The 22,377-nt window shown below is 43.7% G+C and carries 20 protein-coding genes, 1 rRNA gene and 1 pseudogene; 18 read left to right on the top strand and 4 right to left on the bottom strand.

The features are described from left to right. Positions 1 to 58 precede the first annotated feature (58 nt). Positions 59 to 634 (bottom strand): annotated as a pseudogene (locus tag DN599_RS06895) (FCD domain-containing protein). Between the two features lie 447 nt (positions 635 to 1,081). On the opposite strand from DN599_RS06895, the gene DN599_RS06900 reads away from it, so the two are divergent. Continuing rightward, the gene (locus DN599_RS06900) at positions 1,082 to 1,708 is read left to right on the top strand and encodes a uracil-DNA glycosylase family protein (RefSeq protein WP_110456935.1); all 627 of its coding nucleotides are present in this window, start codon (positions 1,082 to 1,084) and stop codon (positions 1,706 to 1,708) included. 21 nt (positions 1,709 to 1,729) lie between these two features. Here DN599_RS06900 and DN599_RS18625 read toward each other — a convergent pair whose 3' ends face one another. Further along, complete coding sequence (locus DN599_RS18625; protein WP_162599172.1) at positions 1,730 to 1,882, bottom strand: hypothetical protein; 153 nt, start codon at positions 1,880 to 1,882, stop codon at positions 1,730 to 1,732. Between the two features lie 86 nt (positions 1,883 to 1,968). On the opposite strand from DN599_RS18625, the gene gmhB reads away from it, so the two are divergent. Continuing rightward, entirely contained in the window at positions 1,969 to 2,529 is a 561-nt protein-coding gene (gmhB, locus tag DN599_RS06905) for a D-glycero-beta-D-manno-heptose 1,7-bisphosphate 7-phosphatase (protein WP_110456936.1), read from the top strand. A gap of 162 nt (positions 2,530 to 2,691) precedes the next feature. Here gmhB and DN599_RS06910 read toward each other — a convergent pair whose 3' ends face one another. Further along, entirely contained in the window at positions 2,692 to 4,839 is a 2,148-nt protein-coding gene (locus DN599_RS06910) for a sulfatase-like hydrolase/transferase (protein WP_110456937.1), read from the bottom strand. A gap of 89 nt (positions 4,840 to 4,928) precedes the next feature. Continuing rightward, on the bottom strand, positions 4,929 to 5,252 hold the full coding sequence (locus DN599_RS06915; RefSeq protein WP_162599173.1) for a hypothetical protein: 324 nt from the start codon (positions 5,250 to 5,252) through the stop codon (positions 4,929 to 4,931). 403 nt (positions 5,253 to 5,655) lie between these two features. Between DN599_RS06915 and DN599_RS06920 the strand changes: the two genes are divergently transcribed. The 16 genes from DN599_RS06920 to DN599_RS06995 all read left to right on the top strand — a co-directional run. Then, complete coding sequence (locus tag DN599_RS06920; protein WP_162599174.1) at positions 5,656 to 7,038, top strand: L,D-transpeptidase family protein; 1,383 nt, start codon at positions 5,656 to 5,658, stop codon at positions 7,036 to 7,038. A gap of 513 nt (positions 7,039 to 7,551) precedes the next feature. Next, complete coding sequence (locus DN599_RS06925) at positions 7,552 to 7,752, top strand: Flp family type IVb pilin (protein WP_110456940.1); 201 nt, start codon at positions 7,552 to 7,554, stop codon at positions 7,750 to 7,752. A 92-nt stretch (positions 7,753 to 7,844) separates the two neighbouring features. After that, positions 7,845 to 8,417 (top strand): A24 family peptidase, encoded by a 573-nt coding sequence (locus DN599_RS06930; RefSeq protein WP_110456941.1) that lies wholly within the window; start codon positions 7,845 to 7,847, stop codon positions 8,415 to 8,417. 1 nt (position 8,418) lies between these two features. After that, a complete protein-coding gene (locus DN599_RS06935) occupies positions 8,419 to 9,756 on the top strand; it encodes an ATP-binding protein (protein WP_239473250.1) in 1,338 nt (445 codons plus the stop codon). Positions 9,757 to 9,798: 42 nt separating this feature from the next. Continuing rightward, entirely contained in the window at positions 9,799 to 10,629 is an 831-nt protein-coding gene (gene cpaB / locus DN599_RS06940) for a Flp pilus assembly protein CpaB (RefSeq protein ID WP_110456942.1), read from the top strand. Between the two features lie 50 nt (positions 10,630 to 10,679). Then, a complete protein-coding gene (locus tag DN599_RS06945) occupies positions 10,680 to 12,137 on the top strand; it encodes a type II and III secretion system protein family protein (protein WP_110456943.1) in 1,458 nt (485 codons plus the stop codon). A 15-nt stretch (positions 12,138 to 12,152) separates the two neighbouring features. Then, positions 12,153 to 12,437, top strand: a complete 285-nt coding sequence (locus DN599_RS06950) for a putative periplasmic lipoprotein (RefSeq protein ID WP_110456944.1) — start codon at positions 12,153 to 12,155, stop codon at positions 12,435 to 12,437. Positions 12,438 to 12,442: 5 nt separating this feature from the next. After that, on the top strand, positions 12,443 to 13,753 hold the full coding sequence (locus DN599_RS06955; protein WP_239473251.1) for a pilus assembly protein TadG-related protein: 1,311 nt from the start codon (positions 12,443 to 12,445) through the stop codon (positions 13,751 to 13,753). Positions 13,754 to 13,762: 9 nt separating this feature from the next. After that, the gene (locus tag DN599_RS06960; RefSeq protein WP_110456946.1) at positions 13,763 to 14,236 is read left to right on the top strand and encodes a TadE family protein; all 474 of its coding nucleotides are present in this window, start codon (positions 13,763 to 13,765) and stop codon (positions 14,234 to 14,236) included. Next, on the top strand, positions 14,233 to 14,667 hold the full coding sequence (locus tag DN599_RS06965; RefSeq protein ID WP_110456947.1) for a TadE/TadG family type IV pilus assembly protein: 435 nt from the start codon (positions 14,233 to 14,235) through the stop codon (positions 14,665 to 14,667). The genes DN599_RS06960 and DN599_RS06965 overlap by 4 nt, the downstream gene beginning before the upstream one ends. 80 nt (positions 14,668 to 14,747) lie before the next feature. Beyond that, positions 14,748 to 15,995, top strand: a complete 1,248-nt coding sequence (locus DN599_RS06970; RefSeq protein WP_110456948.1) for a CpaE/TadZ family protein — start codon at positions 14,748 to 14,750, stop codon at positions 15,993 to 15,995. A 3-nt stretch (positions 15,996 to 15,998) separates the two neighbouring features. Next, positions 15,999 to 17,327: a TadA family conjugal transfer-associated ATPase gene (locus DN599_RS06975; RefSeq protein WP_110456949.1), complete on the top strand. Its 1,329-nt coding sequence runs from the start codon at positions 15,999 to 16,001 to the stop codon at positions 17,325 to 17,327. A gap of 11 nt (positions 17,328 to 17,338) precedes the next feature. Further along, complete coding sequence (locus DN599_RS06980) at positions 17,339 to 18,316, top strand: type II secretion system F family protein (RefSeq protein ID WP_110456950.1); 978 nt, start codon at positions 17,339 to 17,341, stop codon at positions 18,314 to 18,316. Between the two features lies 1 nt (position 18,317). Further along, positions 18,318 to 19,289: a type II secretion system F family protein gene (locus DN599_RS06985; RefSeq protein ID WP_110456951.1), complete on the top strand. Its 972-nt coding sequence runs from the start codon at positions 18,318 to 18,320 to the stop codon at positions 19,287 to 19,289. A 48-nt stretch (positions 19,290 to 19,337) separates the two neighbouring features. Further along, on the top strand, positions 19,338 to 20,333 hold the full coding sequence (locus tag DN599_RS06990) for a tetratricopeptide repeat protein (protein WP_110456952.1): 996 nt from the start codon (positions 19,338 to 19,340) through the stop codon (positions 20,331 to 20,333). A gap of 789 nt (positions 20,334 to 21,122) precedes the next feature. After that, positions 21,123 to 22,377 (top strand): 16S ribosomal RNA (locus tag DN599_RS06995); the annotation flags it as partial.

Consider the following 22,377-nt stretch of genomic DNA (forward strand, 5'->3'; position numbering starts at 1 on the left):
CTGCCTTATCGAACTAATCTAAATAAGCCTAGCAATAAGTTGATAGATCAACCGTGATCTAGTCGACTTGTTGTACAACCGGATGCTTAATGGCATCGGCAGCATCTAATATGTGTTCCCTGAGTACAGAAACGAATTTTTCTACATTCTGTTGACGACACAGCTTTAGCAGAACTCTATGAGCTTGTGCTGCTTTAGGTATACCACCCATTAATAACAACGGTGAGCAGATATAACGGTCGTAATTGGTGTTTAAACCATGAACCACATCAAGCATGTGTGGGGCGATTAGCGGCTTGATATAAACAGGTATGAAACTGCGTATTGAGCTCACTCCAACGGCTGATATCACCTTGTCACCCTTTTAATGGGGTTAAGTCATGTTCAGCTTGGGCTAATAACTCATGGGGCATATTCGGCATCGCCTTGGCAAACAGGTCGGTTTCGATTAATGCTCTGAGTTCATCCTGTTCAACAGATAAGTCGGTATTCTCTTACCCGCCTACGGTGACTGCTTGAGCCAAGGCGCCTTGACATTATGGTCTACTGCAGTGATGTCACCAGACAGCATTTCTACTCTTAAGACTCCCACTTGCGTGCGTGTTTTATCAACAATCGGAGCCGTTCGACTCATACTTGCCGTTAATGTATATGCGTGATAGTCGCTGATCCGCATAAGATTACCGTTTATAGCACTATAAATAAAGAGGAACTATGGCTAAAGGGAAACTATGGCTTCACTGTATGTAAAATGACGCTTTAAGTCCGTATTCGTTAAGGTGATAAATGTATGATTGATACAATATGCTGAGCTCGGTGAGCAGCAATGTTTGATTTTTGTATTATTGCAGGTGCTGCACGCTTGCTACAGCACAGTGCCAATGGCAAATCATAAAGAAAGCGTCTGTAATTAAATTAAGACTCTACTATTAATCTGACTATGAAATAGTGCGTCGTTCGTGCTCTTAACATGGTGCAAAGGATGTATCGAGCATGGTGATAAAGTTTGGGTGAGCCGCATGTGAGTGGTAAATTTTGAGAGGTAAATAATGGGAGATGGGCCATTTTGATTAACACCAGCATGAATGTACAGCCGTCGGCTTCACGTGATGGCGTCTCGACGTTGAGTCAACTCATCACAGAGATAAAATGTTGTCAGTTGTGCCGAGCGCATTTACCGCCAGATGCGCGGCCGATAATTCAGGCGGCAACGCAGGCTAAAATTTTGATCGCAGGTCAAGCGCCGGGCAGGGCGGCAAATCAGACCGGTGTGCCTTTTAATGATGCCAGTGGTGAGCGCTTACGTCAGTGGCTGGGTGTTAGCCATGAGCAGTTTTATGATGAGCAATTGTTTGCCATTTTACCTATGGCGTTTTGTTATCCCGGCAAAGGCAAAAATGGCGATCTACCGCCTAGGCCTGAATGCGCCGATATGTGGCGACAGCAATTATTGAGTCAGCTGACTCAAATTAAGTTGACCTTGGTTATGGGCCAATACGCGCAAGCCTACCATTGCCCAACGCCTAAAGGCAGTGTTGCCTTAACCTTGACTCAGCGAGTCAGAAATAGTTGCACCGCTCAAGATGCTGTTTTGCCACTACCTCATCCTAGTCCGCTCAATAATCGCTGGTTAAAGGCTAATCCATGGTTTGGCAGCGAAGTCTTACCTACGTTAAAACAGCGGGTTGCAGAGATACTTGCTGGTTAAAGTGATCTTTAAGTGAACAAATCACATAACCCTATAAGGCGCCATCGAGTTGAGTGCGGCGGCTTGCAGCAGATGTTCTGTATCAATACGCGAGTCTGTCGCCATTTTCTCTTCAGCAGCAAAGGTGGAGATAAATATGGCTAAGGTTTTGGTCAATGGGATAATTTTATTCATTATAGAGATAGAACGGTGCATTTTAGTGATTGTGGTGTGATAATAGTGTCCATTAAATTGTGTTGATCTGATTTGGGGTATTTCCTGTGAATCCTGCTGTGTTCCTAGATAGAGATGGTGTCATCAATATTGACCATGGTTATGTACATCAAGTGGATGATTTTGAATATATTGACGGTGTATTCGAAGCGTGCGCCGAGTTAAAGCAGATGGGCTATAAACTGGCAGTAGTCACCAATCAGTCGGGCATAGCCCGTGGACGCTATACTGAAGAGCAGTTTCACCGTTTAACCGAATGGATGGATTGGAACTTTGCTGACAAAGGCGTTGAGTTAGATGGCATCTATTATTGCCCACATCATAGCGATAAAGGTATTGGCGAATATAAAATCGATTGTGACTGCCGTAAACCCAAGCCGGGTATGCTCAATAGTGCGGCGCAGTTTTTAGAGATCGATCTGTCAGCATCTGTGATGGTCGGTGACAAGCGTGACGACATGTTAGCCGCTGAAGCCGCTGGTGTCCCCACGCGTATATTGGTTCGTACCGGTAAAGAAGTGACTGATGAGGCTATTGCCGCCGCGACCGTGGTGTTAGATTCGATTGCCGATGTGCCTAAGTTCTTGCGAACAATGAAAGCGGGTTAATGGCCAATACCCTATCTAACTGTTGTCTTCACCGCCTTGGGTCGCCAAATCGTTTGCAGTGCTATCTACCGCCTAATCGCCTTGGGTGGTAGCAAGCCCGATAAGGGGATTGAGTTACGTAAGCGCCCTGCGACGATACACAGTTACCCAGTCATGCCGTACTTACTCATGTCTGATTGTCTCATTTTTGTTTTGGCTTATTTGCAGCTCAAACGAGGGTAAGCATGCGTGGTGGGGAGTATCAATAAAATCAGTTTGATAGTGTTTACAGAGTGAATTGAGCATTGCTTGCCAAGGCGCATTACCCGAATAATCGCTGAGGTTATGCCAACGTTTGTTTGCGGTATCGACTAAAATAAGGCGCTCATCTTTAGGCAGCATAACTAATTGCCAATGTCCGGCATACACCGAACGCTGCTTTAATTGGATATTGTTATGATAAGACTCAGGTTTCATAACGGCTCGACCATCCTCCCTTATCTCGTAATGAGACGCGGTTTCTGACATCACCTTTTTATCATCGATAAAGCTGGTATTAATCGAGCGTACAGGCAGTGACGACTCGACAAAGATATGTCGTTGATTGTTACTCAGGCTCCGTTTTTGCGTAACGGTTTGTGGTAGCGGCTGGCCGTCGAATACCAAGTCTGTAGATGCCATTACTGTAGTGGAAGAGTGAGCAAGGTTGGCAACTATGGAGGGCGCGATATCAATTAACGAAAATAAACCATCGACTTTTCCTGTGGGGTTTATGGCTTCACCATTACGATACCTCAATGACGCGAGCACGACCTGTGACTGTTCCTGAGCCAGAATATTCGTGCCATGCCCCCACGCTGCGACGTTGAGTGACGTGGGGTTATCGGGGCCGATTGTTGCTGCCATACTATCGGCTGCAACGAGCTTGTCTTGGCTTAATAAAAAGCCTTCACCGTGATCCGATAACAGGTACACAATGGCGTTATCTAGTAGACCGCGCTGACGCAATTGGGCGATAAAGTCGGCTATCTGTATATCGACTTTTTTAACCATCTCGCGATACATATAGTGATTATAGTTGCCATCCCAATGTGATTTATCCAGCTCGATAAAATCTTTTGAGGTGAAAGGCCAATGTAATTGGCAAAAATGTACCGCTAAAAAATGCGGTTTATCGGCAGGCAAACTGTGTAAAACCTCTTGATTAAACAGTAACGGATCGTAAGTTTTTCCGTAAGCACGATTGATGTAAAGGTAGGGAAACAGGTGACGTGAAATGGGAAAATTAATGGCTAAGTTGACCAGCGGGAGATCGGCAACATTCGATATAATCGCATCGGCGGCACCTACTTTAGGGCCTATAACCTGATCGAAGCCGTAACTGGCATCGATTTGGTTGAAGCGGCGCTCATCTATGGCATAGGTTGTCTGATAGCCACGGTCAGAGAGTAGTCTTAATAGGGGGAACGGTTTATGTACGAGTTCTGGTGGTGCAAGGTTGAACCTGGCGCCGTTATTTATCGGATATAAGCCTGAAAGCATCCCCATCCAGGCGACATAAGTTCGCCCCTGCGGTGTATAGGTTGTATTGAAAATCAATGACTCTGATAACAACTGATTCAACGCCGGCGCAAGTGATGTATCGGCGCCGCGATAGGCAAGATGGTCGGGGCGTAAACCATCAATACCGATAATAAAAATATTAGGCTGCTCGTTAACGGTAGAGAAGCTCGGTTTAGCAGGGCTACCGCTAAACCGATAAATAGGCACTAAAGTAACCACTAATAGGCTAATGATTAACAGAGTGTTTACCCTTTTATTTTGGCGAGGCAGAGTGTCCATCAAAGCATAAAGCAGATTCGCTAACAGTAATATCGCCAAGGTGACGACGGCGATACCACTCGCTAGGGGCGTGCCTCGAAAAAAACCCAGTAATGATGTCGGATATAAGTAGGCATTTGCCGACAACATAAAAATGCAATGCAGTAACAGCAGTATCAACCAAATTTGTGTTTTGACGTTGTCATTGGTGTACCTAGCAAACCATGGTCGGCAGGAGAAGGTGATCACTAACGCCCAGCCTATATGGAGTAATAAGACTATTAGCACAAAATAGAGTAGATCTATTATTAACCCTTTACTGAGCAGATGTTCAGCTTCGATATGTGTCATGGCGTTGGCGATCGAAAAAGAAGAGTAATACTGCAGTAATTGCTTATAGTTAATCGCAATGACGATAAAAAAAATGAGCATGGCTAGCGTTCTAAAAAAAGTGCGCGTGAGTGAGATGGCGTTGCTTGATGAAGTGGCTTGCTGTGCTACGTCAGTCATAGTGTCTCTCTCAACTGGATTGCGGTGTCGGTATTCAGCATGGCCTATGGTTAATCTCGCCTTTCAATCAAAAAACTGTCTTTGGTTCGCTAGGGTTGTTGGGAGGCTTCAGCTTGGCTAATCACATTTGATGTTGGGGCCGATTTTATTGTGGAGTCATTTGGCAATGACTCAACATAGACCTGAAAATCATCAAAATGAGTCAATAACATATCTTCATTACCCGAAGGCCAATCGCCTAGCAATAAATAACGCTCGGCTAATGTCGCGCCTGATTCATTATCCGTTTTGAAAACAAAACGAGCATTTGCCACAGTCCAAGCGGGATAGATAATTGTCGACAGTAATACGATAATCAGCAGTATTAATATCAGTTGAAGTAACCGCTGCTTAGTTAACTCCATCTTTACCATGGTTTATTATTGTCCTGCTAATGTCGCGTCGTCTATAAATGGCGCAATGAGTGATTAACTGAGTAAAGTATAGATCAATAATTTCTGTCTGCTGTTTGTATGCGCTATTCGGGGGAGTAACACCATTTTAAAGGGGGTAAGCTTGTCATAAAGCAATGCCTGAACTAAACCTGAGCTACTCGTAATGAAAAAACCTTATCGATTGCCTGCTTACAATGGTGTGAATCAACCGCTTTTTCTACGGGGTTTTGTCTACTTTTACAGGTGTTTTCTATAATCCTTAAGTTGATAGGATGGGCTCGACAATATGCAACGATATTTATCTTATGTTCACCTATTCTTGGCCTGCGTCGTCTGTGTTGTATTCAGTCTAATTCATCCTCTCACGCAAGCAGCTGAAAATATGACTCAGGTCGCTCAGTTAACCCGTCATCTTGTTCCCAGTGAAGCAGAATTTATTTGGCTCGATGAGCAGGGGCCTAAGCCATTAACCCTAGATATGCTTGCGTTAGCGCAAGACTTGGGCTTCTGGCAGCAAACCAGTTTGTCATCGAACCAGTCAAGTGACTCAGTTTCTAGGGATTTAGACGATCGTTATTCGCGACTATTTATTAATATGATCCAAACAATAAAGCGAGGCGAGGGCAATGAAGCGCTGTTGAGTGTTGAGCAATTACGTCGCGCCGCGCAAGCTCAGCAGCTAGATAATCTACTGGACAGCATGTTACCTGAACATAAACAGGTGCAATTGTTACGTGAGAAAATTAGGTATTTTCAACAACTTGAAATCTATGTATGGCCATCAATTTCACCTATGCAATACCGTTTGGGGCAGCGTTCGCCAGAAATCGCCAAGCTGAGGTGGATGCTGACTCAATTAGGAGATTTACCACCTAAGACGCTTAACGGCTATCGGGATGCGATTTACGACCCAACAATCGTAAGTGCCATAAAGCATTTTCAAATAAGGCACGGATTAGCCCAAAGCGGAGAACTCGATAAATCAACGCTGCAAGCCTTGCAGATTTCGCCGTCAGAACGTATTGCGCACCTACGTCAGGTTTTATTTCGTTGGTTTGAGTTACCGGTGCAATTGCCGCAAAATTATGTGTGGGTCAATATTCCTGCCTATCAATTACACGTAATGGAAAATGACTCCAGCGTATTGAGCATGCGGGTGATAGTCGGTAAACCCACAACGCCAACGCCACAAATGATGACAAAATTAACTTTAATGACGGTAAATCCAACATGGACACCTCCCACCAGTATTGTTTATGGCGAACTGCTACCCAAAAATAATCGCGACCCAGGATATTTAGCTGCCCATGGCTTTGAGCTACGTAACGTAAGCAGTGGTTATTCGACAGTGATCCCGCTGGCACATATGCCCGCCCAGCAAGTTTCCGCCTTGTTGCGTGACTATCAACTCGTGCAGCAACCGGGGGCTAATAACTCACTCGGACGCTACCGATTTTCTATCCCAAACAATGATGCAATATACCTACATGATACGCCGATAAAATCACTGTTTAGTCGTCAAGAGCGTGCACTGAGTCATGGTTGTGTTCGGCTTGATAAAGCAGAAGCATTAGTCAATTATTTGTTAATACGCCATCTCAAACAGTCTCCTTTAACTTTACAGCGTGCAGTGGCACAAAATGCGCCGCGCAATTTCCCACTGGTAGAGCCTCTGCCTGTGCTGATGACCTATTTAACGGCTTGGGTAGATAATATGGGCTTAGTACAGTTTCGTGAGGATATTTATCAGCTGGACGAGTATTAGACATAACTGTAAAAATGAAATGCATGGTCATCAAAGAAACTGGCTAGCGAGGTGAGCCAGCTTATTGGTCATGCTGCCCAAGCGCTTAGGCCTTGGTGATTAAAATCGACCTCTTAGACTTAAGTCACTAGATCTAATTCATTAAAATAAAATTATAAATTTATTAAAATCAATTTGTTATTGGTTTTTTTGTGTTTTTTATTCCACCCTAATCAAGCTTTATTTTTCGCTCCGGTTGTCTCTGCAAAATACCTTAAGCTGCTTTGAGAATATATTTTTATTTTAAACCTACGTGCTGTGAAAAATTTGCTACCTTTAAATGTAGCGGCAATGTGAAGTAAATGTTGTTTGTTCGGGTTGCTGTGAGGAATGACTAAAACGGTGAGGGCGCAAAGCGTTTACACTTAACAGTCGGTAAAAGTATTGGCACAGCCTGACGGCAAGGACGAATGCAGTGGCTAGGATGCTCGATAACATCGGCAGTGTGCCCCATTAGGTCGTTAGGAGACAACGATGAACCTTACAAACTTACTTAAAGATTTTATTCAAGATGAAAGTGGCTTAACGGCAGTGGAATATGCCATTGCGGGGGGCTTGGTGGTCGGCGGTATGATTGCTGCGTTTAACCTGTTGGGCGATAACGCTACAGCCAAAATTGAGTGTCTAGCCTCTGCGGTGAATGGTGCAAGTACCGATTGTACCACTGGTTCTTAAGCTATTCGGTTTGGTGATATGCCTAGTTTGCGCAGCAAACTAGGCATCGATACTACTTAATTTTTATACCTATTTAAAGAGACTCTTTCTCGATGACAGATGCCCAGTTAGTACTTCAAATCACCTTGGCGGCGCTGTTCTTTATTATTGCCATTGCCACTGATTTAACATCCCAACGGATTCCAAATGCCTTGTCGCTGGCGGCGATTTTCTGTGGTTTTGCCATCAACGGCTATTATGCCCAGCTTAATGGGCTGCTGTTAGCCAGCTTTGGTTTTGCCCTGGCATTTATCATCTTGTTTCCCATTTTTATTATTCGGGTACTGGGCGCAGGCGATATTAAATTGATGATGGGGATTGGCGCCTTAATGGGGCCCGAGCTTTTGGCATGGAGTCTCTTATATGGTGTTGCCGCAGGCTCTGTGACGAGTCTGTTGCTGGTATTGTGGCGCACCGGTTTTAGTGGCGTAGCTAACACGCTTAAACGTTATTGGGACTGCATTTACTGCAAAACCTACTTTAAACCCGAGCCTGGTGAAGCTGCAGGGCAAAAAGTACCCTATGCCCCCGCATTAGCCATTGGCTGGCTGGTGGCTTGCAACATCAACTATGATTTATCAAGCGTTTATCTGCAGTTAAGTCATTACCTCGGATGGGGGGCATAATATGTTGCGTTCGGATGCGGGTCATGCTCTAGATGTTCAGTCATTATCGCAACCTTCTGAACCAGATGAAATATGCGATGTTAGCAAGTTGGCACCCAAACCCATTTCTATCGATGCCACGGGTTTATCTGAATCATTATTATTAGATCTGTTGGTTAAGCATATTTTTACTGCAGGCGTACTGACTAAAGAGTTGATGGTAGCAAAAATTGGTTTAACAGGTGGTATCTTGCAACAGTTGCTCGACACAGCTAAAAAGCTCGGTTGGGTTGAAAATCGCCAAACTACAGTTGATGGCCAGATGCGCTATGCCTTGAGTCATACGGGAGAAATCCATGCCAAACTTGTCTTTAGTCGCAGCGGTTATCTCGGATTAGCCCCTGTACCGCTTAAGCAATATATTCCCATCTGCAAGCAGCAATCGAGTCGAGCTCGCCCCATCACTTATGAAATGCTTGAACAGGGCCTCAAAGCACTCGTGTTGCCTCAAGATCTGCTTTATAAAATCGGCCCTGCGATGAATTCTAATCGCCCAGTTTTGATATACGGCCCGCCGGGTACAGGTAAAAGTTATCTGTGCCGCCATCTTAATCTTACTTTGGGCGATGATGTGCTTATTCCTTATGCTATTGCGATAGGCAATGAAGTGATACAAGTCTTCGATCCTGAGCTGCATCACCGTACCGAAGATGGCGTGACTAATAACCCATTAGATTTAGGCAGTGGTCACGATCCAAGATGGATCAAGTGCCAACGCCCGCTTAGGATCACTGGCGGTGAGCTTACAGCTGAAATGTTAGAAGTACAATTCGATACCCATAGCCGTACCTATATGGCTCCACTGCAGCTTAAGGCCAATAATGGCATTTTGTTACTCGATGATTTAGGGCGGCAACGTATTAGTGCAAAACAACTTTTTAACCGTTGGATAATTCCAATGGAAGAGCATAGAGACTTTTTAAGTTTGCAATCGGGTGAACATTTTGAGATCCCATTTGAGCTAATTTTACTCTTCTCGACTAACCTTGATCCTAAGGAACTCGTCGACGAAGCATTCTTACGTCGACTTGGTTACAAAATCCATTTTGATGCATTAAATACTGAACTTTACCGTAAGATTTGGTTTCGGGTGTGTGATGAATTAGGCCTCAGCTGTAGCGAAGAGACATTTTTACATCTGCTTAAAGAGTACCATCAAAAATTCGCTAAGCCTTTGATTCCCTGTTACCCACGGGATCTACTCGGCATTATGTCTGACCAAATTTGCTTTATGAAGCTTGAACCAGTGGTGACGCAATCACTTATTGACTCAGCCTGGTCCATCTATTTTGTTGAATAATGAAAATATAGGCATGTTGTACTTAACAACAGGAGTTCACAAATGAATAGCAAAACGATTTTGTTTGTCGTCTTGTCGCTGATATTCGGAGCGGTTGCCGTTTTCCTCGCTCAAAACTGGCTCAAGTCCAATACTAGTGTTACCGATGTGGCGCAAACGACCAGTGTAGTTACCGTGTCTTCAGTCGTCCCTATGGGAACGATTGTAGACCGTAAACACTTAGTGTTAACCGCAGTGCCTGAAGGCATCGTTCCTGCGGGGTCAGTGACAAAATTTGAAGATGCCGAAGGCAAAGTCGTTAATCAAAAGCTCTATCCCGGTGAGATCTTACGCCAAGAAAAACTGACTAATAAAGGGGAGGGCAGTACATTAGCTAGCCTCATTCAACCCAATATGCGCGCGGTCACGATTAGGGTGAATGATGTTGTTGGTGTTGCTGGTTTCTTATTGCCAGGAAACAGGGTGGATGTGATAAATCTGTATAAAGAAAGCGATTACAAAACTGATGTAGTGCTCTCTAATGTAAAAATATTGGCTATCGATCAGCGCGCGTCAAACGATGAAAATAAACCCATGTTAGTTCGTGCAGTCACTTTAGAACTGAGCATGGATCAAGCTGAGCAGTTGTTGGTTGCTAAAGGACGTGGCTCATTGCAGTTGGCGCTTAGAAATCCAAATGATAATGCGCAGGTCGAGGTGGCTTTATTCAATCAGTCATCAAAACCCGAACCAGTAAAACAACTTATGCAGCAACCCGTGTTAGCGAAGGCTGCAACACCGACAGAGCGAGTCGTGTATGTTCAATCAAACTCTAAAGCCAAGGTTTTGATATTAAAAGGAATGAAAGAGCAAGAGGTTAAAGTAAATGACTAATCGCTTGAAAACTTATTTGATACAACCCAAGGGTTGAAGAGGAGTGAACTATGCTGCGTTCGACTGGCAAAATTGGGAAGCTAGGATGCGTGTTTTTGGCGTTCATTTCGGCCTTAATATTTCTACCTGTCATGGCAGGCGGACCATTTGAAGGGGCGAAAGAGTTAAAGCGGATCCCCATCTTTAAGTCTCGTGTACTGTCACTACCTAAATCGGTGCATAGGGTTTCAGTGGGGAACCCTGAAATCGCCGATATCAAACTATTACCTAAAAATGAGTTGTATGTATTAGGTAAGAAATTGGGTAGCACTAATGTGATGATTTGGGACGAAAATGAAATACTAACTAGTGTCATGGACATTGAGGTGACCCATGACTTAAACGGATTGAAATTGCGTTTACATGAGTTTTTACCCACCGAAAAACTGGCGGTGCAAACTTCTCAAGGACAGCTTTTATTAAGCGGCCAAGCCTCCAATCTACAAAAAATGAATACGGCCGTTGAGTTGGCGCAGGCTTATGTTGATTCTGCTCCTACTGTGGGTAAACCTAAAAGTACAGTATTAAATATGATGACAATTGGTGGTGGACATCAAGTCATGTTAGAGGTGGTCGTTGCTGAAGTTCAGCGTGAGGTTGCGCGTCAATTTGATTCAAAGTTTTTAATTTTTAATCAAGGTTCAAAGCTTTCTGGCGGTGTCGTTGGCGGTGGCGGCGGGTTTGTTGATTCGGGTATTGGTGGCGTGACCAGTAAAGGCTTTTTTGCACAGTATATAAATCAAGATTTATTAATGAATTTTGCACTCGATGTGGCTAAACAAAATGGTTTAGCCAAAGTGTTAGCCGAGCCAAATGTGACGGCCATGAGTGGTCAAACGGCTGAGTTTTTATCTGGTGGTGAATTCCCCATTCCAGTCCCCGACAAGGATGGTAGTACTACTATCCAATATCGTGATTTTGGGGTAGGGGTGAAATTTTTACCGACAGTGCTCGACTCTGGTCAAATCAACTTAAATTTAAATGTGATCGTCAGCGAATTGAGCAACGCAAACTCAGTGGCGATATCCGGTAACAATACCACCTCTATTTTGATCGTTCCCTCACTGGTTAAACGCAGTACTGCTACCACGGTTGAGTTAGCCGATGGCCAAACGATAGCGATTAGTGGCCTGATCAGCGATAACTTACGAGAAAATATTGATAAGGTGCCAGGTCTTGGTGATGTGCCTGTATTGGGACAACTCTTTTCGAGTAAGAGTTTTCGTAGTGGTCAAACCGAGTTAGTGATTTTAGTTACCCCTCGCTTAGTGAGACCTTTTAATAAAAAAGATATTAGCCTTCCTACAGATGGTTTTGTCGCCCCTTCGGATGTCGAGTTTTATCTGCTTGGCAAAAGCTCAACCAAAGAGCGCCCTGAGGATAAGACGGATACACCATACGAGCCCGTGATGTCTAATGTAAAAATTGAAAATAGCGGTACCCAACAAAAATACGGGCATTCACTGTAGATTGGAGCTATGAGTATGAACGATTTTAATATCAGAGCGAGTGCCATGAATAAGTGGCTATGTGTTTTATTCAGCTTACTTTTATCAGCTTGTGCCAATGAACACAATTTCGTTATGGGTGACAGTTATTTACAAGTAAAAAATGTGCAAACTCTCGATCCTGAAGCGTCTGTACGTAATGACGGTTTAGTCTTAAGCCTCGAAGGCAACTATGGCCGAAAAGTGATGTTAAAGTATCGAGACAGTAATGAAGCCCCGATTAAGGCTAAAGAGCTAGGCGCATCGATAATAATGGATTAATTATTATGCGGAGGTCAACAATGTACAGCATGGCAGGCAATGATTCGATCACCAAAATAAGGCGTCAACGCGGTGCGATTTTAGTGATGTTTACTATTGGCTTATTCTCCTTACTCGCGGTGGCGGCATTAGCGCTTGATGGAGGTCACATGTTATTGAGTAAGGGGCGATTACAAAATGCAGTCGATGCATCTGCCCTACATGCGGCGAAAGCGCTCGATAGTGGTGCGACGCTAGCTCAGGCTAGGCAGGCGGCGGTGAGCATGCTCTCACAAAACCTTGCTTTTAAAGAAAACAACGAACTTGAAACTAATATCAGTTTTAGTCCAGCAGACTACAGTATAAATGATGTAACCAGTAACATCTCGATAGAGTTTTCAGTTTTACCCGATCCCTTTATTCCTGTCGCAATTGAGGGCAGTGAGTATGTTCGAGTAAAAGTTGAAAATGTCGGTTTAGATAATTTTCTTGCACAACTGTTTAGCTTTAATAAGCGGGTTAGGGCATCTGCGGTCGCGGGGCGCAGCACAGATATCACTTGTAATAATAAACTTGTGCCGTTACTGGTATGTGCAGTCAATGATGATCCTGACTATACAGTAACCGATCCTAATGGGAATGAGGTTCCGGCACCATATGGCATAGTGACGAATAGCTTGTACGCCATGAAGTCGGGGTCTGCACAGGCTAATGCGCCTGCAATAGGCCCGGGGAATTTTCAATTGTTAGCTCTGGATGGCACGGGTGCCAATATTTTACGCACGTCACTCGCGGGAGGTTTCTCACCCAATACCTGTGTGGGTTCAGGGGATATGGTACCAACTGAGCCTGGCAATAGTGTAGGCCCTGTTTCTCAAGGGCTTAACACCCGTTTTGGTCAGTGGCAGGGGGGGGGGCTGAACTCCACTGACCATCCCCGGGATCGCAATATATGCCAGGGAGAACGCATCACTCTCGATCGCGATGGTAACATTGAAAATCCCAATGCGGACTTCTATAGCCATGCCGATTATGTAGCCGATACGGATAGCAATAGTTGCATCGATAACTCTATTGATGCCAATAATCGCCGAGAGATGCCTGTGGTTATTGGGGTGTGTGATGGGCTGTCTAATGGGCGTAATAACATTGAGGTAAAAACGACGGGGTGCTTTTTCTTAGTGCAAGATGTGGACAACGGCGGGCAAGAGTCTTTTGTGGTGGGAGAATTTATCACCGAGTGCCCAGGCACGGGAAATGCCTCGGTCGACCCTGATTTTGTCAGTAACAACTACACCATAGTGCTGTATAAAGATCCCGATAGCCCAGACTCATAGGAGAACACTATGAACTATTCGTTACAAAAGGGCATAGCGGCCGTAGAGATGACCATTTTATTGCCTTTTATGTTACTGCTGGTGTTTGCTACAGGAGAGTTAGGTCGTTTTCTATTTCAGTATAATACGCTGACTAAATTAGTCCGCGACGCAGGATTATATCTAGGTGCTCATGCCGATACACGGCAAACGTCAACTCTTCCCAATCCTTTCATCGATGCAGAATGCGGTAATTGTATTGCAGAAACCAAAAACTTACTCCTTTATGGTAAGACGACCGTGGGGACAAGCCCGATATTAAAAGGATTAACTGCGGGTGATATTACGATTAGTGAGTTACCGGTAGGCAGTCGAAGATTGGTTATTTCAGTATCTTATAATTGGCAACCCTTGTTAGGGGAGCAACTCACGACTTTTGGTTTAGGCAATGAAATTGATCTTAGTTTTAATCTCAATACTAATTATGCGGTAACAGCATTATGAATCGAGAAAAAGGGGTCTATACCGTTGAATTTGCAATTGTTGCAGGGGTGTTTTTTATTTTATTGTTTAGTGCAATCGAGGTCGGGCGGCTTTTGTATACCTACAGTGTATTGCAAGAGGCGTCGCGTCGCGCCGCGAGGTTAGCCATAGTCTGTCAACCTGGCACTAATATCGATAGTTTAGCCTTATTTAATGGCGCCAATTTGGTGCCGAATTTGACGGCCGACAACCTAGAAATTAGCTATCTTTATAGCAATGGGGATGTGGCAACGGGTGCCGATATCGAACTGGTTAAAGCTGAAATTAAAAATTACCAACATGATTTTTGGGTACCAGGATTACACCTTAACTTAAATTCGCCAGTATTCACGACGACACTCACACGAGAGAGCTTAGGGTTTTTCCCCGGTGGAACAACTGTCTGCCAATAAACCAGTAATAATATAATTATGCTTAACATTAACGACTATAGTAATGGTAAGGATCGTTGTCGTCACTCAAGGTTGATTTTATGGAAAAACCATTAGAATTGTTCACGTCTGCATCGGGTGATGCCTCAAATTTGGAGGAGAAGATGGATTTTTATATGCCTTCTCCGCTAAATGTCTTGTTAATCGATGCTCAAAAAGAGTTTTTACCGCAGATTGAGGCTAATTTAACGCAATGTGTCAATTTACATTGGGAAAAGACCACTGATTTAACCGGTATTAAAACCACAAATGCCTCTGGTAAATCATTTAACTTAATATTGCTAGTGATCCCAAATGAGGAGACGTTAGCGCAACAGGCGTTGGCATCCGCTGCCAGTTATAAAGCGGAGGTGATTATACTTGGGCGTGATACGCCGCAAAAAGTATTACGCTACGCGTTTCAATTTGGCGTCAGTGACTATATTCCTTTGGATGCGCCCGATATTGAATTGCTTAATGCGCTTAAAAATATAGCACTGCAATTAAACAGTAAGGCAGAACTTGCGCCAGTGTTGGCAGTGGTTAATGGTAAAGGTGGTTCTGGTGCAAGTTTTATTGCCTCTTGCTTGGCTGCGATAGCCGCCGAACGAGGCGATATTGACGTTGCCTTACTCGATACCGACTTACACCATGGAGCGCTGGCTCATATTTTAGGGATAGAGCCAAACTATTATCTGTCAGATGCTTTACAGGCCTTAGATGACCTCGATGAAGTCGCCTTACGTAGTGCAATGATCTCCAAAGGTAATTTGCATTTACTTGCAGCGGCGCCTTTTTCATTATTGAACTTACGAGATGATATTAAATTAGATAATATTTATGATTTACTGTGGAAATGCCGTCAGTATCACGATCAAGTTATTTTAGATTATTCTCGTGGTCCTGAATATTGGAATGTTGAGTTACTTCGCAATGCCGAAATATTAGTCGTAGCACAACAGAATTTAATTATTATTAGAGAGGTTAAGGCGCTTATTCAACAACTCATAAATCATGTTGGTGTTGCTAGGGATAAAATACATATTTTAGTTAATCGTTATGATAAGTCAGATTCTAAAATAAAATTAAGTGACATCAAAAGTGTCGTGGGCATCGACTCTGTGTTTGTCGTATCTAATGATTATAAATTGGCAAGTGAATGTGAGAACTTGGGTAAGCCTATAACGGAAATGGCGAATAAGCAACGAATGTATCTTGATCTCATTGAGTTAACACAACAATTGATTCCTACAAAAGACCATAGTGAAAAAAGTACTAAGGGTTTTTGGGCACGTTTATTGGGGCAATAGATTATGGACCAGAATGCAAATATAGTTGGTAGAGATACTTATCAACCGCTGAGTGTTGAAGAACAAGAACTTAAAATTAAGCTGTACGATAAATTACTCAGCGTGATGGATTTGTCATTAATTGAAACGGTTTCAGCTGACCAGGCCCGAGGTCAAATAAGTGAAATATGTGAACGACTCATTAATGATTTACATATACCCATTAACCTTGCTTCTAGAAAGAAATTGATAAAACTGATTATTGATGAAGTATTAGGCTTAGGGCCATTAGAAACGTTATTAGCCGATCCAACCATTTCAGATATTTTAGTTAATTCTTTCGATAGAGTGTATGTCGAACGTCGAGGAAAATTAGAGCCTGTCAATATTAAATTTCATAGCAATGCCCACCTTCTCAATATTATTGACCGCATAGTCTCGAGTGTTGGTCGTCGTATCGATGAATCCTCTCCCATGGTTGATGCAAGATTGGCCGATGGCTCAAGGGTTAATGCGATTATTCCGCCGCTGGCACTAGATGGTCCCTCGCTTTCTATTCGTCGATTTTCGGTGGATAAATTAACAGCAAAAGAACTGATCGATTACGGGTCGATTACCGCTGAAATGGTCGAGTTACTTCAAGGTAGCGTTAAAGGGAAATTAAATGTGTTGGTCTCTGGAGGGACTGGTAGCGGTAAAACAACCCTACTTAATATGTTGTCTGGCTATATTCCGCCGAATGAACGCATTGTGACCATTGAGGATTCTGCAGAGCTGCAATTGCAGCAGCCACATACGGTTAGGTTGGAAACGCGTCCGCAGAATATTGAAGGGCGTGGTGAGGTGACTCAGCGAGATTTGGTGAAAAACTGCTTACGGATGCGACCAGACCGAATCGTTGTGGGAGAGGTTCGAGGCGGAGAAGCATTAGACATGTTAACGGCCATGAATACCGGCCATGAAGGATCCTTGACTACACTGCACGCCAATAGCCCTCGAGATGCGCTTGGACGATTAGAATATATGGTCTGTATGGCTGGATTTGATATGCCAGTGAGTAACATTAGGACGCAAATTGCCTCGGCTATTGATTTAGTTGTGCAACTCGAACGACAAGAAGATGGACGCCGACGTGTGATTAGTATTCAGGAAATTAACGGCATGGAAGGAGATATCATTACGATGTCCGAAATATTCCGTTTTACCCGTGATGGTATCGATGAGGAAGGTCAAATAATGGGCCGTTTCGATGCCACTGGCGTGATACCAGGCTTCCATTCAAAACTTAAACAACACGGTATCGATTTACCCTATCGACTGTTTAATTGTGGTGATCCTTTCGCTAAGTTTTAGGAGCTTAATCTATGCTTTCCAATGAAGTGATCTTTTTAGGATTAATATTCATCGCTGTTATTTTTCTTTCTCAGGCTCTGTTTTTGCCTGTTTACAGTCCTCAGCGTGCCAATACGGCTCAGGTTCGCAAACGTTTACAGAAGTTATCGCAAGAATCTGGCGATGGCGTGCTTGAAACCTCATTACTGAGGAAAAATCGCTTAAGTAAAGTCGGAGCGATAGGTCGGGCTTTAGAGCATATTGGTTTTATAGAAAATTTAAGTTATCGACTTGAATTAGCTGACTACCGACTATTAGGACATCAATTTTTGTTACTGGCGGTGGTTGTCGCAGCCTCAGTGGGAGCGGCGAGCTGGTGGTACATGCGTGAGCCATTAATGACAGTGTTTGTGGTGCTTATGGTATTCATGCTGTTCTTTTTTAAGCTTAATAGAGATACATCCAAAAGAATGGATGCGATAGAAGCTAGCTTTCCCGATGCGCTCGATGTGTTACGACGTGCATTACAAGCGGGTTATTCATTTTCCGATGCAATTAAGTTAGTGACCGAAGAGATGGATGGTCCATTAGCAAAAGAATTCAGTTTGATGTTTGCTAACATCAATTACAGTAAAGATACCAAAAGAGCCATCTTAGGGTTTATCGAACGAGTACCAAGTGTGTCAGCAATGGCATTCTCTAGCGCAGTTATGGTGCAAAAAGAGACTGGGGGCAACTTAGCTGAAAATATCGACAATTTATCACAAGTTATTCGCAAACGTTTTATGTTTCGGCGTCGAGTGAGGACGCTATCGGCAGAGGGGCGGTTGTCTGCTTGGATTCTGATTTTATTACCTTTCGTACTTTTTGCGGTGATTTACTTACAAACTCCCAGTTATGTAGGTGAGCTCACTGGGACTGAAGATGGACGACGTTTGTTGGTGTGGGGGGCAATAGGCATGACTCTCGGTGGGCTTTGGATCAGTAAACTGATTAGGATTGATATGTGATATGGACTACTTAATTGGGCTTATAAATCAAGCTTTTGATGATCCACAACACGTTGAATGGGCTATTTACGTTGTTGCAGCCATAGCGGGGATCACATTAGCCTTGTCAATTTCCTTTTTGATCAGTGGTATCTATTCGCCAGTCAGAAAACGGCTACAACATATTGCTGGCGATAATAGACAGCCTGTAGTCGATGACCAGAGTGAAGTTAACAAGACCTTAGAGCACGGTATAGGTAAATTAGGTAAGCTTTCTTTCCTTAACTTGTCTAATGATGAAACTCGCCGACTATTAATACATGCAGGGCTACATTCAGATAATGCATTAGCGGTATTTAGTGCGATTCGGCTTCTGTTGTTATTAACTGGTGCTGTGTTATCTATTGTTATATTACAATATTTTAATGATCAATCTGCAATGATCAGCATCTATTTGGTGTGTTTAATTATGGGTGTTTTCTTTTTGGCACCCTCAATGATTTTGACCTACATGGCAAATAAGCGAATGCGCGCCTTGCGGGTGGGATTTCCTGATGCACTCGATCTACTTGTTGTTTGTTGTGAAGCCGGGTTGGGGTTGCTTGCTGCGCTTCAGCGTGTAGCAAGAGAGCTTTCATTGAGCCACCCGGATCTCTCCAGTGAACTCGAATTAGTGTGCAGTAAAGTGAGAGCAGGGCTGACGATTAAAGTTGCGCTTAATGAGTTTACTGAAAGAACGGGCCTTGAAGATATTAAGGGGCTCAATTCTGCAATTTCACAAAGTATAAGACTAGGTACCGGGATTGCTGCTACCTTAAGAGTATTTTCGGAAGAGTATCGTGATAAACGCTTGCAGCAAGCTGAAGAACAAGCGGCGAAAATGGCGGTAAAAATGATATTTCCTATGATGTTCTGTATTTGGCCTTCTTTTTTTATTGTGGCAGTTGGCCCAGCAGTGTTGAAAGTCATGAAAGTCTGGGGGCAAGCATTTTAATGAATAACAAATAAAGATGCGCAATTAGAAACACCAAGGAGAAAGTAAATGTCGACAACGTATTGGGGAAAACGGCGATTGGCTATTATGGTTCTGGTTCTCAGCCTTGTTCTTGGCGGTTGTGCTTCTACCGATGAAGAAGCGCAATTACCTCAAAAGCCTCAGAGGCAAGATTTATACCAAGGCCAGTCTCAAGTTGCTTTAGGTAATAGTGCACCTTTATCAGAGCAAGATGCACTGAATCAAGCAATTGAAGCTGAAAGAGCGGGTGACTTGGATAAAGCGCTATATGCTTATATACAAGCCTTAGATTTTAATCAGAGCAATGCCGATACCTTCTATCAAATAGCGCGTATACATATGGCTAAAAATAATACAGAGATAGCGTTTAAAGCTTATAACGAAGCATTAATTATCGATCCTGAACACAGATTGGCCAATGCTGAGTTAGGAATTCTTGAAATCGATCGACGTCAATATAAATTGGCTCGTATTCATCTTGAAAAAACAATCAGGCTAGATCAACACAGATTAATGAGTTTGAACTCTGGAACATCTAAAGCACAATATGTAGCTTTAGATGAACTATCCCCCTTAAGAGTGTACAACGCGATAGCAATTTTGGAAGATCTTGAGAATCATCATCAGGTAGCTAGAACGTACTTTGCATTGATATTAGATTTTCAACCGCAATCAGCGATAATTGCTACTAACCTAGGTTACTCATTTTATCTTGTCGGTGATTATGAAAAGGCAGAGTTTTATCTCAAACAAGCATTAAGGGCAGATCCGAGTTTTAGCCGAGCATGGTCCAATTTAGGCTTGGTGTACATCCGTAAAGGGTTATATCGAAAAGCCTTAGCCAGTTTCGAACAAACGATGACTGTGGCAGATGCATTAAATGATTTGGGTTACTTTTTAATGTTAGAAGGAAAGTATGAGCAAGCGATCAGTATGTTTCAGCAAGCAATAGACAGTTCGCCAACCTATTTTGAACGAGCGCAGAGAAACTTGAAAATAGCGTTAGCTTCTAAAATTAATTAACGACGTGTTTAGATAAGCCTAGTTGACGTCACGCAAAATTGATTAACTACACTGTATGGCGAAATCAAAAGATCGCCGTCAGTCATGCTAGTGAATCATTCTACAGTATTAAATTCTGGTATGAGCCACTATACGTCTATTGCAGAGGCTTGTTGAAGATTATTAAAGGCAGATTTAACCAGCTCATAGTGTTAACTTAAGTACTCATATGTTCATAATCATGCTTAAATATCTACTGATTCGAACGATTAATAGACTTAAATGATGGCTGATAGCCTAATTTGGTCGATTTGTGAACGAATGATGTGATTTGATTAAAGAAGGGCTTGCGCTATGATTAGCAATCCCTATAATGCGCAACCACTGACACGGCGAAGCTCGCAGAGATAAGTCGTAAAGCACTAAGTAACCTGGTTAAACACCTAGCTTACAGGGTGGTCAGGCACTGAAAAGTGCCGCATCAAAAAGTTTTCAAAAACTGCTTGACGCGAACCTAGGATTGCGTAGAATACGCAGCCCTAGCCACTTGGAACTACCGAGATGTGCTAACGCTCTTTAACAATTTATCAAGTAATCTGTGTGGACACTCACAGGTGTTGAGTTAATCGAAATTGCCTAACTTTCGGGTTGGCAATCAAAGAATTAAATCAACCAATTCTTTCACTTTCTCTCACGAGAGGTGATGAGTGTTCATAGCAATATGTACAAAGACTTACTACTTATTTTTGAATAAATAGGAGTCGAACAGAATTCGTTGAGCCGTTTGACGTAAGTCAAACAACAAAACTTTAATTGAAGAGTTTGATCATGGCTCAGATTGAACGCTGGCGGCAGGCCTAACACATGCAAGTCGAGCGGTAACAGGAATTAGCTTGCTAATTTGCTGACGAGCGGCGGACGGGTGAGTAATGCCTAGGGAACTGCCCAGTCGAGGGGGATAACAGTTGGAAACGACTGCTAATACCGCATACGCCCTACGGGGGAAAAGAGGGGACCTTCGGGCCTTCTGCGATTGGATGTACCTAGGTGGGATTAGCTAGTTGGTGAGGTAATGGCTCACCAAGGCGACGATCCCTAGCTGTTCTGAGAGGATGATCAGCCACACTGGGACTGAGACACGGCCCAGACTCCTACGGGAGGCAGCAGTGGGGAATATTGCACAATGGGCGCAAGCCTGATGCAGCCATGCCGCGTGTGTGAAGAAGGCCTTCGGGTTGTAAAGCACTTTCAGCGAAGAGGAAAGCTTAAGCGTTAATAGCGTTTAGGTGTGACGTTACTCGCAGAAGAAGGACCGGCTAACTTCGTGCCAGCAGCCGCGGTAATACGAGGGGTCCAAGCGTTAATCGGAATTACTGGGCGTAAAGCGTACGCAGGCGGTTTGTTAAGCGAGATGTGAAAGCCCCGGGCTCAACCTGGGAATTGCATTTCGAACTGGCAAACTAGAGTCTTGTAGAGGGGGGTAGAATTTCAGGTGTAGCGGTGAAATGCGTAGAGATCTGAAGGAATACCGGTGGCGAAGGCGGCCCCCTGGACAAAGACTGACGCTCAGGTACGAAAGCGTGGGGAGCAAACAGGATTAGATACCCTGGTAGTCCACGCCGTAAACGATGTCTACTCGGAATTTGGTGTCTTGAACACTGGGTTCCCAAGCTAACGCATTAAGTAGACCGCCTGGGGAGTACGGCCGCAAGGTTAAAACTCAAATGAATTGACGGGGGCCCGCACAAGCGGTGGAGCATGTGGTTTAATTCGATGCAACGCGAAGAACCTTACCTACTCTTGACATCCAGAGAATTCGCTAGAGATAGCTTAGTGCCTTCGGGAGCTCTGAGACAGGTGCTGCATGGCTGTCGTCAGCTCGTGTTGTGAAATGTTGGGTTAAGTCCCGCAACGAGCGCAACCCTTATCCTTATTTGCCAGCACGTAATGGTGGGAACTTTAGGGAGACTGCCGGTGATAAACCGGAGGAAGGTGGGGACGACGTCAAGTCATCATGGCCCTTACGAGTAGGGCTACACACGTGCTACAATGGCAAGTACAGAGG

The organism is Shewanella algidipiscicola (assembly GCF_900380485.1).
Lineage (GTDB): Bacteria > Pseudomonadota > Gammaproteobacteria > Enterobacterales > Shewanellaceae > Shewanella > Shewanella algidipiscicola.

Excerpts from the sequence above, each read along its gene's own strand:
- DN599_RS06955 (WP_239473251.1), top strand. The coding sequence starts at position 12,443 with ATGCGGAGGTCAACAATGTACAGCATGGCAGGCAATGATTCGATCACC.
- DN599_RS06980 (WP_110456950.1), top strand. The coding sequence starts at position 17,339 with ATGCTTTCCAATGAAGTGATCTTTTTAGGATTAATATTCATCGCTGTT.
- DN599_RS06920 (WP_162599174.1), top strand. The coding sequence starts at position 5,656 with ATGACTCAGGTCGCTCAGTTAACCCGTCATCTTGTTCCCAGTGAAGCA.
- DN599_RS06900 (WP_110456935.1), top strand. The coding sequence starts at position 1,082 with ATGAATGTACAGCCGTCGGCTTCACGTGATGGCGTCTCGACGTTGAGT.
- DN599_RS06960 (WP_110456946.1), top strand. The coding sequence starts at position 13,763 with ATGAACTATTCGTTACAAAAGGGCATAGCGGCCGTAGAGATGACCATT.
- DN599_RS06910 (WP_110456937.1), bottom strand. The coding sequence starts at position 4,839 with ATGACTGACGTAGCACAGCAAGCCACTTCATCAAGCAACGCCATCTCA.
- DN599_RS06975 (WP_110456949.1), top strand. The coding sequence starts at position 15,999 with ATGGACCAGAATGCAAATATAGTTGGTAGAGATACTTATCAACCGCTG.
- DN599_RS06965 (WP_110456947.1), top strand. The coding sequence starts at position 14,233 with ATGAATCGAGAAAAAGGGGTCTATACCGTTGAATTTGCAATTGTTGCA.
- DN599_RS06985 (WP_110456951.1), top strand. The coding sequence starts at position 18,318 with ATGGACTACTTAATTGGGCTTATAAATCAAGCTTTTGATGATCCACAA.
- DN599_RS06935 (WP_239473250.1), top strand. The coding sequence starts at position 8,419 with ATGTTGCGTTCGGATGCGGGTCATGCTCTAGATGTTCAGTCATTATCG.
- DN599_RS06945 (WP_110456943.1), top strand. The coding sequence starts at position 10,680 with ATGCTGCGTTCGACTGGCAAAATTGGGAAGCTAGGATGCGTGTTTTTG.
- DN599_RS06950 (WP_110456944.1), top strand. The coding sequence starts at position 12,153 with ATGAACGATTTTAATATCAGAGCGAGTGCCATGAATAAGTGGCTATGT.
- DN599_RS06915 (WP_162599173.1), bottom strand. The coding sequence starts at position 5,252 with ATGGTAAAGATGGAGTTAACTAAGCAGCGGTTACTTCAACTGATATTA.
- DN599_RS06925 (WP_110456940.1), top strand. The coding sequence starts at position 7,552 with ATGAACCTTACAAACTTACTTAAAGATTTTATTCAAGATGAAAGTGGC.
- DN599_RS06970 (WP_110456948.1), top strand. The coding sequence starts at position 14,748 with ATGGAAAAACCATTAGAATTGTTCACGTCTGCATCGGGTGATGCCTCA.
- DN599_RS06990 (WP_110456952.1), top strand. The coding sequence starts at position 19,338 with ATGTCGACAACGTATTGGGGAAAACGGCGATTGGCTATTATGGTTCTG.
- DN599_RS06930 (WP_110456941.1), top strand. The coding sequence starts at position 7,845 with ATGACAGATGCCCAGTTAGTACTTCAAATCACCTTGGCGGCGCTGTTC.
- cpaB (WP_110456942.1), top strand. The coding sequence starts at position 9,799 with ATGAATAGCAAAACGATTTTGTTTGTCGTCTTGTCGCTGATATTCGGA.
- DN599_RS18625 (WP_162599172.1), bottom strand. The coding sequence starts at position 1,882 with ATGAATAAAATTATCCCATTGACCAAAACCTTAGCCATATTTATCTCC.